The sequence below is a fragment of the Campylobacter pinnipediorum subsp. caledonicus genome, assembly GCF_002022005.1.
GTDB lineage: Bacteria > Campylobacterota > Campylobacteria > Campylobacterales > Campylobacteraceae > Campylobacter_A > Campylobacter_A caledonicus.
The window spans coordinates 781,322-795,169 of record NZ_CP017258.1; the positions used below are offsets into that span (position 1 = coordinate 781,322).

General features: G+C 28.8%; 10 protein-coding genes. 8 read left to right on the forward strand and 2 right to left on the reverse strand.

Features of this window, described 5'->3' with window-relative positions; translation table 11 throughout:
* Nucleotides 1–175: 175 nt before the first annotated feature.
* From CPIN18021_RS03995 to CPIN18021_RS04005, 3 genes are all read left to right on the forward strand, one after another.
* Nucleotides 176–1,849, forward strand: coding sequence for a methyl-accepting chemotaxis protein (locus tag CPIN18021_RS03995; RefSeq protein ID WP_078424457.1), 1,674 nt, complete (start codon nucleotides 176–178; stop codon nucleotides 1,847–1,849).
* Between the two features lie 312 nt (nucleotides 1,850–2,161).
* On the forward strand, nucleotides 2,162–2,773 hold the full coding sequence (locus CPIN18021_RS04000; RefSeq protein WP_226995996.1) for a DUF234 domain-containing protein: 612 nt from the start codon (nucleotides 2,162–2,164) through the stop codon (nucleotides 2,771–2,773).
* Entirely contained in the window at nucleotides 2,766–3,752 is a 987-nt protein-coding gene (locus CPIN18021_RS04005) for a sensor histidine kinase (protein ID WP_078423250.1), read from the forward strand. Before CPIN18021_RS04000 ends, CPIN18021_RS04005 begins: the two co-directional genes overlap by 8 nt.
* Before the next feature lie 40 nt (nucleotides 3,753–3,792).
* On the opposite strand, the gene argH is transcribed toward CPIN18021_RS04005, so the two are convergent.
* Both argH and CPIN18021_RS04015 read right to left on the reverse strand, forming a co-directional pair.
* Complete coding sequence (argH, locus tag CPIN18021_RS04010) at nucleotides 3,793–5,184, reverse strand: argininosuccinate lyase (protein ID WP_078424459.1); 1,392 nt, start codon at nucleotides 5,182–5,184, stop codon at nucleotides 3,793–3,795.
* Nucleotides 5,185–5,234: 50 nt separating this feature from the next.
* Entirely contained in the window at nucleotides 5,235–7,802 is a 2,568-nt protein-coding gene (locus tag CPIN18021_RS04015; RefSeq protein WP_078424460.1) for a YhdP family protein, read from the reverse strand.
* Here CPIN18021_RS04015 and mltG point away from each other — a divergent pair.
* The 5 genes from mltG to sucD are packed head-to-tail and all read left to right on the forward strand — an operon-like array spanning nucleotide 7,744 to nucleotide 13,821.
* Entirely contained in the window at nucleotides 7,744–8,685 is a 942-nt protein-coding gene (gene mltG, locus CPIN18021_RS04020; RefSeq protein WP_078424461.1) for an endolytic transglycosylase MltG, read from the forward strand. The two genes, CPIN18021_RS04015 and mltG, sit on opposite strands and share 59 nt — an antisense overlap.
* Before the next feature lie 28 nt (nucleotides 8,686–8,713).
* Nucleotides 8,714–10,879, forward strand: a complete 2,166-nt coding sequence (locus CPIN18021_RS04025; RefSeq protein WP_078424462.1) for an NADP-dependent isocitrate dehydrogenase — start codon at nucleotides 8,714–8,716, stop codon at nucleotides 10,877–10,879.
* Nucleotides 10,880–10,883: 4 nt separating this feature from the next.
* Nucleotides 10,884–11,777: a malate dehydrogenase gene (locus CPIN18021_RS04030; protein WP_078424463.1), complete on the forward strand. Its 894-nt coding sequence runs from the start codon at nucleotides 10,884–10,886 to the stop codon at nucleotides 11,775–11,777.
* The gene (gene sucC, locus CPIN18021_RS04035; protein WP_078424464.1) at nucleotides 11,774–12,949 is read left to right on the forward strand and encodes an ADP-forming succinate--CoA ligase subunit beta; all 1,176 of its coding nucleotides are present in this window, start codon (nucleotides 11,774–11,776) and stop codon (nucleotides 12,947–12,949) included. The genes CPIN18021_RS04030 and sucC overlap by 4 nt, the downstream gene beginning before the upstream one ends.
* Nucleotides 12,946–13,821, forward strand: a complete 876-nt coding sequence (gene sucD / locus CPIN18021_RS04040) for a succinate--CoA ligase subunit alpha (protein WP_078424465.1) — start codon at nucleotides 12,946–12,948, stop codon at nucleotides 13,819–13,821. The genes sucC and sucD overlap by 4 nt, the downstream gene beginning before the upstream one ends.
* The last annotated feature ends 27 nt before the right edge of the window (nucleotides 13,822–13,848 follow it).

The following is a 13,848-nucleotide window of genomic DNA, read 5'->3' on the forward strand; positions in this document are numbered from 1 at the left end:
AAAAAATAATATATAAATTATAATAAAAGTATTTAAATCATAGTATATTTTTGTTATCTAATAATTTGTAATATCAATTATATATTATTTTTGATAATTTATAATTAAATTTTTGGTATAATTGATGAATTAGATTAAAAATCTATAAACAAAGAATTAATGAAAGGATTGTGAAATGAAAATTTCTACCAAAATTTTTACAATGATAGTATCATCATTGGTACTATTGTTAGCAGTGCTTGCTTATTTAGCAAACGATATGACCTCTGATAATATTGAATACTCAAAAGCTAAGCTTAGAGAAGAGATTATCGAGGAAAAAAAGGTGGGCTTGCAAGAAAATATGGATATATATGTTGGTTTTGTTAAAGATATCAACAAAGAGTATGAAGAGTTTGGCGAAAAGCCAGGAGAAGCTACTAAAGATATTTTGGAGTTTATAGAAAATATAAGATTTGGTGATGGTGGATATGTGTTTGTTTTTGATGACAAGGGTAAGGTCTTTATGCATCCTGTAAATAAGGATTGGATCGGAACTAGTAAATGGGATTTAACATCTCAAGATGGTGTTAAAATTTATCAAGAATTAATTAAAATAGCTGATGATAGAGAAAAGTTTTTATTCTATAAATGGAATGGAAGCAGGAAGATGGGATTTTCTAAAAGGTTAACTATAGAAGGTAAAAGTTATATATTTAACGTAGCAACTGATCTTGAGCCTATGTATAAAAATACAAATGAAATAATCTCAGACATGGAATCAAAATCAAATATACAATTGCTCGAGTTTATCACTTCTGCTGCTGTTGTATCTATAATAATGATTGTTTTAGCTCTTGTTTATACTAAGTTTTCAATCACCAAACCACTTAACGAACTAATAAATAGAGCAAGAAATCTATCAAGTGGAGATGGAGACTTAACAAGAAAACTTGAAGTTATTGGAAAAGATGAAATAGCAATGGCTAGTGATGCTATAAATAACTTTATAGAAAAGGTAAGGGTGTTAATAAATGATGCCAAGCATCTATCTAGTGAAAACTCATCTATAGCAAATGAATTAAGCTCTACATCACTTCAAACAGGTAAGAGAGTGGAAGACTCAACAGCTATTATTACAGATACATCTAAAAATTGCTCAGATATACAAGAAAACATGAAGTCATCAGTTGAAATAGCTCAAAAAGGTAAAGATGATTTGCAAAAAGCAACTGGATATATACAGGAAGCTAATAAGGCTATAACAGAACTTGCATCAGAGATAACTCAAACAGCTCAAACAGAGTTTGATATGGCAAATAAGATAGATCAACTAAGCAAAGATGCTGAACAAGTTAAATCAGTTCTTGTGGTTATAAATGACATAGCGGATCAAACAAACCTACTAGCACTTAATGCAGCTATAGAAGCAGCAAGAGCTGGAGAGCATGGTAGAGGCTTTGCGGTTGTTGCTGATGAAGTAAGACAACTAGCTGAAAGAACACAAAAAAGCTTAACAGAGATAAATGCGACTATAAATGTAATAGTTCAAGCTATTACAGAATCAAGCACTCAAATGAATGAAAACTCTAAACAAATAGGAGAGCTTACAAAGGTTGCTGCTAATGTAGAAGAGACTATAAAAGTTATGAGTTCAGCTATAGGAGATGCTATAAAACTATCTGACAAAACTGTTGAGGACTATATACTAACAGGTAAAAATATAGATGGTATAGCAAGTGGCATGGATAATATAAACCATATATCAACCGAAAATGCAAGAAGTGTTGAAGAGATAGCAGCTGCTGCTGAACATCTAAATAAGATGACAGATACATTAAATGCTAAACTTGGTGAGTTTAGAACTTGATAACATACAATACAAGGGCATAAAAGCCCTTGTATTTAAATTTCTAAATGGAGGTTTTGTATAAAATCTCTTAAAAATTTCTTCCAAACAAATAAACATCTTGATATTGATGAACTTATTAAATTTTATCTTGTATTTGATGGATTAAAAACACAAAAATCTTACTATGATATTTTTGAAGCAATAGATAATGAAATCATAAAAAATATAGACAATGTATCAAAAGAATTTGATGATTTATCTGTTGAAGAGAGATATGCGTTAAGAAATTTTGCAAAAAATGATAGAAAATGGCTTAAAATTTATAAGATGATGCCAAGAAGTTTGGCTATAAAAACCTATGAAAATTTATTTAATAAAAACATATTATATATAGAAAAAAGCAGAGAACAACCGATAACAAAACTATATAAAAATCAAAAGCTTAAAAAATGTGATAGAAGGTATAAAATTCAGGATAAAATACATTTTAGTACTCATTTTTATAGGTTTTGGTTTAGGTTTATAGAACCAAGATTAAAGCAACTAAAACAGGGCAATGTTGATGGAGTGCTTGAATATATAAAGTCTCATTTTGATGAGTATGCATCTTTGGGATTTGAACTTATATGTTGTGATTATTTGAGATATAAATTTGATTTAAAAGATGAAGTTGTAAGTAGTTTTTGGAATAAAGATTTGGAGATAGATATTTTGGTAAACTCAAATAAAAATAAAATAGTTGCGGAAGCTAAATATAAAAATAAAAAAGTTTGTAAAAATGTATTAAATATACTTTTAAATAAGTGCGATAGGCTTGACTTAAAGCCAAATAATATTGTTTTGTTTTCAAAAAGTGGTTTTAGCACAGAGCTTTTAAATATGAAAAATGATAAACTTTTGCTTATTGATTTAGATGATATATCGGAGATTTTATATGAATGATAATTTAGAAGTTGGTCTTAAAAATTTAATAGAACAAACTTATATGATAGAGCAAGAGTATAAGAACTTATATGCTAGTTATGAGAATTTACAAAAGATTATTAAAGATGTTGTGGATGTTTTGCCTACCGCTATTTGGATATTAAATAGCGATGAAAGTTTATTTTTACAAAATGCTCAAGCTAGTAAAAATAATAAGCTTTTTAATCAGCTTGATTTGAATGAAGCCGAGTATGAGATAGAATTTGAGGCTAAATTTTATCTCATAAAAATTTCAAACAAAGATGATAAAAAGATAATTTCAGCAATAGATATAACATCTCAAAAAAGAAATGAAAGACTTGCTTCAATGGGTCAGGTTGCCGCTCATTTAGCACACGAGATAAGAAATCCAATAGGTTCAATATCGCTTTTATCCTCAACTCTTTTAAAGCGAGTAGATGATAAAAACTCTTTTATAGTAAAAGAAATGCAAAGTGCTATTTGGCGGGTTGAACGTATTATAAAGGCTACATTGTTGTTTACAAAAGGCGTTCATATAAATAGACAACCATTTAACTTTTTGGATTTAAAAAAAGATTGCGAAGATGCGCTTAAATATTATGATTATTCAAAAGAAATAGATATAAGACTTGATTTTCAAAAAGGTTTTTATAATGCCGATAAAGATCTTCTTTCTTTGGTTTTTCAAAATTTACTTTTTAATGCTATTGATGCTATTGAGGATGATGAAAATGATAGTGGAGAGGTTAAAATTTGGTATGAAAAAACAGATGAAGAGCATAGGTTTTATGTGTATGATAGCGGAGTTAGCATAGCTGATAAAAGGATAGTATTTGAACCATTTAAAACAACAAAGCTCAAAGGTAATGGACTTGGGTTAAGCCTTTGTTTGCAGATAATACAAGCACACAAAGGAAGTATAGAGATAAGCTTAAAACCAAAAACTTTTTGTGTTAGTTTGCCTATATATTTTTAGATTTAAAAAACAAAGGAGTTTTATCTCCTTTGAAAAATTATTAGAAATTTATATTTTTTATCCAATTTTCAAGGATATCTATCTGTTCTTTTACGCTTTGAGTGCTTGTTCCACCTTTTGATTTTCTAGCTTGCATTGATGATATAAGGTCTAAAACCTTTAATGCTTCATCATCTATATTTTCATTTATATTTTTTATATCATCACTGCTTAATTCGCTTATATCTTTACTTAGCTCTTCTGCTTTAGCGACTATTTTTCCTGTTATAAAATGAGCTTGTCTAAATGGTATATTTTTTTCTCTAACTAAAAAATCAGCCAAATCAGTAGCTGTAAGGTGTCCTGTCATTGAAGCTTTTTTCATGTTTTCTTTATTAAAGCTTGATTCTTTTAGCATTTGATTTAGTATAACAAGACTTGAAAGCGCTGTGTTTACACTATCAAATACACCCTCTTTGTCTTCTTGCATGTCTTTATTGTAAGCTAACGGAAGAGCTTTCATTGTTGTTAAAAGAGCTATTAAATTTCCATAAACTCTTCCTGTTTTTCCTCTTATTAGTTCTGCAACATCTGGGTTTTTTTTCTGTGGCATTATAGAACTTCCGGTTGAAAACTTATCGCTAATTTTTATAAAGCCAAACTCACTAGTACTCCACATAATAATCTCTTCACAAAGTCTTGAAGTGTGTGTAAAAATAACACTTATATTAAATAAAAGTTCAAGCGCAAAATCCCTATCACTAACGCCATCCATAGCATTTGGTGTGATGCCTTCAAAGCCAAGTTCTTGTGCAACAAAATCCCTATCTGTGTTGTGTGGTGTTCCGGCTAAAGCACAAGAACCTAGCGGGCTTAAGTTGTTTCTTTTAAAGCTAGATTCAAGTCTTTGAAAATCTCTCATAAACATAAAAGAATAAGCCATTAAATGAAAGGCTAGGCTAACCGGTTGAGCGTGTTGAAGGTGCGTATAACCAGGCATTATGGTTTGTAGGTTATTGCTTGAGATATCTTTTAATGTTGTTATTAGGTTTAGTAATTCATGTGCTATATTTTTTGTGCTTTTTAAAAAATATAGTCTAAAATCAAGAGCTACCTGATCGTTTCTTGATCTTGCTGTGTGAAGTTTACCGCCTATGTCGCTACCTACTATTTGGCTTAGTTTTTTTTCTATACTCATATGTATATCTTCATCTTTTATATCAAAGATAAATTTGCCATCAATTATCTCTTGTAAAATTTGATTTAAAGCATTTGTTATTTTAAGACACTCATCTTCTGTAATAATTTTTTGTTTTGCTAACATTTTAACATGAGCCTTACTTCCATTTATATCTTCTAAATATAGCTCTTTATCAAAATTTATAGAAGCATTAAATTTTTCAAGAAGCTCACTACTTGCTTCGCTAAATCTTCCGGACCACATTTTTTCCATTTTTTATCCTTAGTTAGTTTTATAAATTGATTTTACAAAAAAATATTTTTTTAATCAAATATCAAAAAAGGAACTTGTAAAATATTTCTTATTATTTTAAAAGGTGCCATTATGGTATCTTGAATAATTTGTGTTGAATATTCTGGATTGTCAAGCGTCCCTCTTACTTTTATGAGTGTTGAAAGTGTTTTATCTTTTCCTAAAATTATTTGATTTAAAAGAGGAATTTTATCTATCGTTTTGCTCGCATCTTTTAAAATTTCTATTTCAAGGTCTATATTTATATCTTTTGTCTTTAGATTTATAGATCCTTTTCCTAGTATATTCGCACTAGATCCTTCTATGTTTATGGCTATAAAATTTATTATATCTTTGTTTCTTTCAAAGATAACCTTTCCTGATTTTGCAGAAAAACCTTTATTGTTGAAATCAGGTGTTTTAAATGTTAGTAAGGCTGGTATTGAGTTTAAAAAACTAAGAAGACTTTGATATATCTTATAATCTTTAAAATAAGTGTCATAAAATCTCATTTCGCCTTTAAATACATCAGTATTTCCAATAACTTTTAGCTTAAAGCTTCCTCCATCAAAGCTTTTGCTATTTAAAAATTGATTTACGTATTCGCCTTTTATATTTAAAGCCTCAAAAAAAATTTCATCTTTATTTTTTGAAAAAACTATGCGATTATCGTTATTTGTTGAATTAAAGCTCAAACTATCTTCAGCGAGTAATACCTTGTATTTAGGTAGTCTTAAAGTTCTGTTTATATCAGCAAATATTAGATTTGAATTTTTACCATTTATCCTTATTTTTTCTGTGTTTTCTACATTTTGATCGTTAAATTCCAAAAGAACATCAACATCATTTAACTCAACATCTGTGTTGTATTTGTCTGATACAAAAATCAAGTTTTTACTTTCGCTTTTTACTGTTATATTATTATCACTTATTGATATATTAAATGTATCATTTTCGTATTTACTTCCATCTTTTTTTATTAGAGGATAATCAAATAAAACATTATTTGCGGTTATATAAAAATTTTTAAAATCAATTGTATTTATATTTAAAAAACTTGCATTTTTTATTTTTAATGTTTTTAGTAGTTGTGAACTTGGTATAAAATTTATAGGTTTATAAGAAGTTATATTATTGTTTTTGTCAAATTTCATAAATAACTCAAGCTCTTTAAAACTTAGTATAGTGTATTCTTCGCTAAAATCAAGAGTTGCATTAAAATCCATATTTTTTAGATTAAGAATGCTTTGATTTTTTGTCTCTATATTGAAATTTTTTAAAAAACCATTAATATCTGCTATTTTTTTTGTTAAATCAAACGAGGCATTGATATCACTTTTGAAAAGTTCTGTTCCAAAATCTTTTGCACTTATGTTTAGGTGATTGCTATCAAGTATATTAATTATTGCTTTTTTTGCATAAAAGGGTGTATTTGCTATGTTTATTATTGTATTTTCTGTTGTAATTTTTCCATTTGTTTTTACTTCAAGAGTGTCAAAATTTATATCTAAGTTTAAGTTTAAATTACTATCCCCGGTTTTTTGTTCTATAGGTATATTTATCTTATAAAATCTTAAAATATCACCAATAGATTTATCGTAGATAGAGTTTCCTTTTAAATTTAAAATAACTCCAGATGAATTGTGGTGTTTAAAAATGTTATATATATAAAGGTTCGAGCCATTTAATGAGCGATTGCTATATGTTGGGTTGTTTAGATTGAAGTATAGATTTGATTTTTCTAAGACTATATCAGCACTTTTTATATTAATCGGATCTAGTGTCTTATCTAATTTTACGGTTAGATTTTTTGCGCTAGCTGTAGCTTTTAGGCCATTTAAAAAAAAGTCTTTTTTTACTAGATCTATCTTGCCGGTTATCTCTTTTAGATTATATTTTTTTGCTATAACATACCCATAGATCCATTTTTTTACTTCTGAATTTAATCTTATTGTATTATCTAACGCGTTAATAAAATCTTTTAAAGAATTGGCATTTAAATCATATATTTTGTATTTTATGAGTTTGTTTACTAGAGCAAATTCAATTTTACCATTTAGTTCATATGATGAAATATTTCCAACAAAAGCATATTTTTTATCTTTTAAATTAGCGCTTATAATTCCATTTAATTTAATATCAAAGTCTTTAAAGAAAATATTTTTTACTTTTATGGTCTCTGTTTTATTGTCTAATTTTTCAGAAATTTGTAAATCAGCTAAAAAAATTGGCGTATCTATAAAAAAAATATCATTTTGATATGTTATTTTTATGCTTATATCATCATATTTTATATTTTGTATAGTAATTTCTTGAAAAAAAGTATTTAATAACGAAGCATTTTGACTTAAATTTAAAAGATAATCAGATGAGTTTTTGCTATTATTGTTATCTTTAAATTTTGGAATGCCTATATTCTCAGCTCTTACAATTAATTTTTTATCTAATTTTATGTATAATTTTTCAAATTTTAGGTTGTATAGTTCAAAGTCATCTATTTTTATACCTAAGTTTAAAGTTGCAATAACCGAAAGAGAGATAATGATAAAAAATATAAAAAAAATTTCTATAGCTTTTATGATTTTTGATACATTTTTCATATTTGCCTTAAGTGTGTTTTTTTATTTATCACAACCAATAAATACAAGTAAGGTTGTATTTGTTCCAAAAGGTGGCGTGAGTGAAATTATAACATATTTAGCTAGCAGAAATTTTAAATTAAGTAGTATTGATAAGTATGTTGTTGTTTTTTTAGGACATATTCAATCAGGTTGGATAGATATGAAGACTACAAAGCTTTCAAGAATTGATTTTTTAAAGCAACTAACTGTAGCTAAGGCGGCTATGACAAAAATAACTCTTATTCCAGGAGAAACAAATATTGTTTTTTTAAATGATATAGCAAATCAGTTAAAGCTTGATAGTGATAAATTATTACAAGAATATAAACTTATAGCACCATTGCAAGATGGTTATTTGATCCCAGATACCTATGTTATTCCTATTGGGATGAGCGAAAAACATCTTATTTACTATCTTGTAAATTTGTCTAAAAAAATACATAAAGAGTTAAGTAATAAAATTTATGGCGAGTATAATGAGCGTAAATGGAATAAGATATTAACAATAGCTTCTATTGTTCAAAAAGAGGCAGCTAATGATAATGAAATGCCACTTGTTGCATCTGTTATATACAATAGACTTGCTAAAAATATGCGTTTGCAAATGGATGGAACTCTTAATTATGGTAAATACTCTCATGAAAAGGTAACAGCCCAAAGAATAAGAAGCGATAATAGTGAGTTTAATACATATTTAAATAATGGGCTTCCGCCAAGTCCAGTTTGTGCTGTTTCTATAAATGCTATTAAAGCAGCTATAAGCCCAGCTAAGAGTGATTATTTGTATTTTGTTTTGGATAGAAAAAATAAAAGACATAAATTTTCAAAGACATTAAAAGAACATAATGAAAATATTAAGTAGATGGTTTTAATAATATTAGGAGGTTTGTATGAGTGATATAATATGGACAAAGACAGATGAAAGCCCATTTATTGCTAGTTTTTCTTTACTTGCTATTGTTAAATCTTTTTTAAAAAGATCTGATATTGATTTGGATGTTGTTGACATAAGTCTTAGAGGTAGGATTTTGTCAGCTTTTGGTTTTAAAGAAGATGGTCTTAAGTTTTTAGAAAATTTAGTAAAAGATAAAAATGCAAATATCATAAAACTTCCAAATATATCAGCTACTATTCCACAGTTAAATGCAGCTATAAAAGAGCTTATAAATGCTGGATACGATATTCCACAATACCCTAAAGACATAGATAATAAGGATAACAAAAAGATATTTGATATATATTCTAAGATACTAGGAAGTGCTGTAAATCCTGTTTTAAGACAGGGTAATTCAAAAAGATATAGCTCGGTGGCTGTAAAAGAGTATGCAAAGAAAAATCCACATTTTATGGGTGAGTGGGATAGTGATAACAAAACAGAAATTTCATCTATGAAAGATGGAGATTTTTATTCTAATGAAAAATCAAAAATCATAGATAGGGATCTAAATATAAAAATTAAGTTTAAAAACAACAATGAAGAGATAATTTTAAAAGATAATATAAGTGTTAGCAAGGGCGATGTTGTTGATTTTAGTTTTATGGATACATCTAAATTATATGATTTTTATAAGAATGAGATAAAAGATGCTAAACAAAAGAATTTGCTTTTTAGTCTTCATCTGAAATCTTCCATGATGAAAGTCAGTGACCCAATAATGTTTGGTATTTGTTTAAGGGCTTATTTTGATGAAATTTTTAATGAATACGAAAAAGATTTTGTAAATGCCGGAATAGATAGCAAAAATGGCTTAAAAGATATTTTTGAAAAGATAGAAAAATTAAAAAATGCTAATGAGATAATTCATAAGTTTAATAAATGCTTTGAAGAAAAAGCTGATATTGCTATGGTTGATTATAAAAATAAAATAACTAATTTTCACAGTCCAAATGATGTAATAATAGATGCTTCAATGCCAGCTATGCTTAGAAACTCTGGAAAAATGATAGATAAAGATGGCGCTAGTAGAGAGTGTAAGGCTGTTATTCCTGATAGGACTTATGCCGGTGTTTATGATAGTGTTCTTAGTGATTTTAAGCAAAATGGAAAGCTTGATGTTTCAAGTATTGGAAGTGTTTCAAATATAGGGCTTATGGCAAAAAAAGCACAGGAGTATGGTAGTCATGATAAGAGTTTTGTGGCACCAAGTTACGGAGAGTTTGTTATAAGCTTTGATGATAAAGAGATGTTTAATTTTGTGGTTAAAAAAGGCGATATTTTTAGAATGTGTTTAACTAGAAATGAAGCTATTAAAAATTGGATATCTTTAGCTTTTGATGAGAGAAAAAATAGTAAAAAAGATATGATTTTTTGGCTTGATGAAAATAGGGCGAGTGATTTGAACTTAATACAAATTTTAAAAGAAGAGATTGTATCAAACGGCCTTAAAGATGAAGATTTTGTTATTTTAAATCCAGCTATAGCTTGCTCTAAAACACTTGAAATTATAAGAGATAAAAAGGATTGTATTAGTGTTACTGGTAATGTTTTAAGGGATTATTTGACAGACCTTTTTCCTATTTTTGAATTAGGAACAAGTTCAAAAATGTTATCTATCGTTCCTTTGCTAAACAAAGGAGGACTTTTTGAGACTGGAGCAGGTGGAACTGCACCTATGCTTGTAAAAGAGCTTATAAATGATAATCACTTTATTTGGGATAGCTTGGGTGAGTTTTTGGCGCTTAATGCTTCTTTGGAATTTTTGGCAAAATCAAAAGATAATAAAAATGCAGAGATTTTGGCAAAAACATTAGATGAGGCAATAAGCGAGTATCTAAACAATGACGCCTCTCCTAAACTTAAAGTTGGTGAAAACGATACCAGGGCTAGCCATTTTTATCTTGCTTTGTATTGGGCTAATGCTTTATTGTATAGTGATTTAAAAGAAAAATATACCCAATTAGCAAATGAATTAAAAAATAATGAAGAAAAAATCATTAGTGAGTTAAATGAGGTTCAAGGTAAAAAACAAGATTTTGGTGGTTGGTATTATATTGATGATGAGGTGGCTGATTTGATTATGCGGCCTAGTAAGACTTTAAATAAAATAATAGGTTAAAGATATGAAGATAAGTGTTATTGGTGCTGGAAATGTTGGTGCAAGTGTTGCTTATGCGTTAAGCTTAAAAAATGTATGTAAAGAACTTGTTTTGATAGATATTTTTGCAGATGTTGCAAAAGTAAAAGCTATGGATATATATCAAGCAAATTGTGTGTTTGAAAATGATTGTGCTGTTTATGGCGGTGATGATTATAGTCTTTTAAAGGATTCTGATGTAGTTGTGATAACAGCTGGAAGTCCTAGAAAAGATGGTCAAAGTAGGGAAGATTTACTTATTAAAAATGCAGAAGTTGTAAAAACAGCAAGTGAAAATATAAAAAAATATGCACCAAACTCAATCATTATAGTTGTAACAAATCCGTTGGATGTTATGGTTTGGGTTGCTTATAATTATAGTGGTTTTGATAAAAACAAAATTATAGGTATGGCTGGCGAGCTTGATAGCGCAAGACTTATTTATGAGATATCAAACCTAAAAAATATCAGAGCTAATGATATAAAAGCAAAGGTAGTTGGTGTTCATAGTGATGAGATGATAGTTTTAAAATCTAGTTTGAATACAAAATTAAATAAGGATGAATTTGATAAAATAGAGTTTGAAACAAAAGGTGGTGGAGCAAAAATAGTAAAATTGCTTAAAACATCAGCCTTTTATGCTCCGGCAGCAGGTGTGGTTAAAATGTGTCTAGCTATAAAAGACAATAAAGATGAGGTTTTAAGCACAAGCGTCATTTTAAGCCAAGAGCTTGCTTGTGGTCGTCTTGTTAGATTGTCAAAAGATGGTATTTGTGAAATTTTACCATTAGAGCTAGATGATGATGAAAAAGAAAAATTAAAAATAAGTGAAGAAAAAATAATAAACAATATTAAATTTTTGAAAGAAAACCTAATATGAATATACACGAGTATCAATCAAAAAAGATCTTGAAAGATTTTGGTGTCAATGTTATGCAAGGCATTGTTGTAAGTAACAAAGAGGATATAGATAACGCCTTAGATGAACTTGGTGGAGATACATTTGCTGTTAAATCTCAAATACACGCTGGTGGAAGAGCTATTGGGGGTGGTGTTAAGATATCTAAAAATAAGAGTGAAGCAAATAAATTTGCAAGTGAAATGCTTGGTAGCTACCTAGTAACCCCACAAACTCCAAAAGATGGAATTTTAGTAAACAAAGTTTATATAGAAAAGGCTCTTAAGTTTAAAAAAGAGTTTTATTTGTGCTTTACTTTTGATAGGATAAATGAAAACATAAGCTTGATAGTCTCAAAAGATGGTGGTGTTAGTATAGAAGAAACAGCAAAAACTAATCCTGAGCTTATTAAAAGATTAGGCATTGATTTTCAGACTGGTTTGTGTGGATTTCATATTCAGGAATTTTTACAATTTTTAGGATTTGATAAAGACCTTGGTGTAAAATTTGGAAAATTATTAAAATCTTTGTATGAAATTTATATACAAAAAGAGGCTATTTTGGTGGAGATAAATCCACTTGTTATAAGTGATGATGATGAATTTTATGCTCTTGATGCAAAACTTAGCTTTGATGATAGTGCATTGTTTAGACATAAAGATATAGCTGAGTTAGATGATTTAACTCAGACAAATGAGAATGAAAATCAGGCAAAAGCTTTAAATTTGAGTTATATTAAATTAGATGGAAATGTTGGCTGTGTTGTAAATGGAGCTGGTTTGGCTATGGCTACTATGGATATCATAAAAGACCTTGGCGGTTCTGCTGCAAATTTCTTAGATGTTGGCGGAAGTGCAAATGAAGATGGAGTTTCAAAGGCTTTTGAACTCATACTAAGAGACAAAAATGTAAAAGTTATATTTGTTAATATCTTTGGTGGAATAGTCCGTTGTGATATTATTGCACATGGAATTTGTGAGGCATGTAAACGCTTAACACTCAATGTTTCTGTTGTTATAAGACTTGATGGAACAAATTCAAAAGAAGCTATAGAAATTTTAAAACAATCAGGACTTAGTGGAATTTATGCTAGTTCAAATCTTTATGATGGTGCTAAAATGGCTGTTGAGATAGCAAAAAAGGGTGAGATATGAGCATACTTGTTGATAAAAATACAAAAGTCATAGTCCAAGGCATAACCGGTAAACAAGGTAGTTTTCATACTCAAAAATGTCTAGAGTATGGCACAAATATCGTAGCCGGTGTTACTCCATTTAAAGGTGGCACAAAGCATCTTGGTGTTGATATATTTAATAGTGTAAAAGAGGCTGTTTGTATGACTGGTGCTGATACAAGTATGATTTTTGTTCCAGCTGCTTTTACAAAAGATGCTATATTAGAAGCTGCATTAGCTGGGATAAAACTATGTGTTGTAATTACTGAACATATTCCTATTTTGGATATGCTTAAAGTAAAAGAGATATCTAAAAAATATAATATGCGTATAATAGGTCCTAACTGTCCTGGTATAATTAGTGCTGATGAATGTAAGCTTGGTATAATGCCATCTGAAATTTTTACAAAATCTAATAAAAATATAGGCATAATTTCAAAATCAGGAACTTTGACATATGAGGCGGCAAATCAAATTTTAACTCAAGGATATGGTATATCAAGTGCTATTGGTATTGGTGGAGATGCTATTATAGGGACTGGTTATGATGAGCTATTGTTAGAGTTTGAAAAAGATGAAGATACTCTTGCTATTGTTATGATAGGCGAGATAGGTGGAGAGCTTGAGATAAAAGCTAGTGAGATTATAAAAACAAAGATCACAAAACCTGTCGTTGCTTTTATAGCCGGAGCTAGCGCACCAAAAGGTAGAAAAATGGGACATGCTGGAGCTATTATAAACTCAAACAATGCAAGTGCTGATTCCAAGATGAAGGCTTTAAGTGAAGCCGGCGCTTATGTAGTCTCAAATCCGGCGGATATCGGTAAAAAAGTAAAAGAGATAATAGGATAATCTTGCTAAATATAATTAATATATAAA

Bases quoted from the DNA above. Each gene is read 5' to 3' on its own strand.
- mltG (WP_078424461.1), top strand. From the start codon at position 7,744: ATGATAAAAAATATAAAAAAAATTTCTATAGCTTTTATGATTTTTGAT.
- CPIN18021_RS04000 (WP_226995996.1), top strand. From the start codon at position 2,162: ATGCCAAGAAGTTTGGCTATAAAAACCTATGAAAATTTATTTAATAAA.
- CPIN18021_RS04025 (WP_078424462.1), top strand. From the start codon at position 8,714: ATGAGTGATATAATATGGACAAAGACAGATGAAAGCCCATTTATTGCT.
- CPIN18021_RS04005 (WP_078423250.1), top strand. From the start codon at position 2,766: ATGAATGATAATTTAGAAGTTGGTCTTAAAAATTTAATAGAACAAACT.
- CPIN18021_RS03995 (WP_078424457.1), top strand. From the start codon at position 176: ATGAAAATTTCTACCAAAATTTTTACAATGATAGTATCATCATTGGTA.
- CPIN18021_RS04030 (WP_078424463.1), top strand. From the start codon at position 10,884: ATGAAGATAAGTGTTATTGGTGCTGGAAATGTTGGTGCAAGTGTTGCT.
- CPIN18021_RS04015 (WP_078424460.1), bottom strand. From the start codon at position 7,802: ATGAAAAATGTATCAAAAATCATAAAAGCTATAGAAATTTTTTTTATA.
- sucC (WP_078424464.1), top strand. From the start codon at position 11,774: ATGAATATACACGAGTATCAATCAAAAAAGATCTTGAAAGATTTTGGT.
- sucD (WP_078424465.1), top strand. From the start codon at position 12,946: ATGAGCATACTTGTTGATAAAAATACAAAAGTCATAGTCCAAGGCATA.
- argH (WP_078424459.1), bottom strand. From the start codon at position 5,184: ATGGAAAAAATGTGGTCCGGAAGATTTAGCGAAGCAAGTAGTGAGCTT.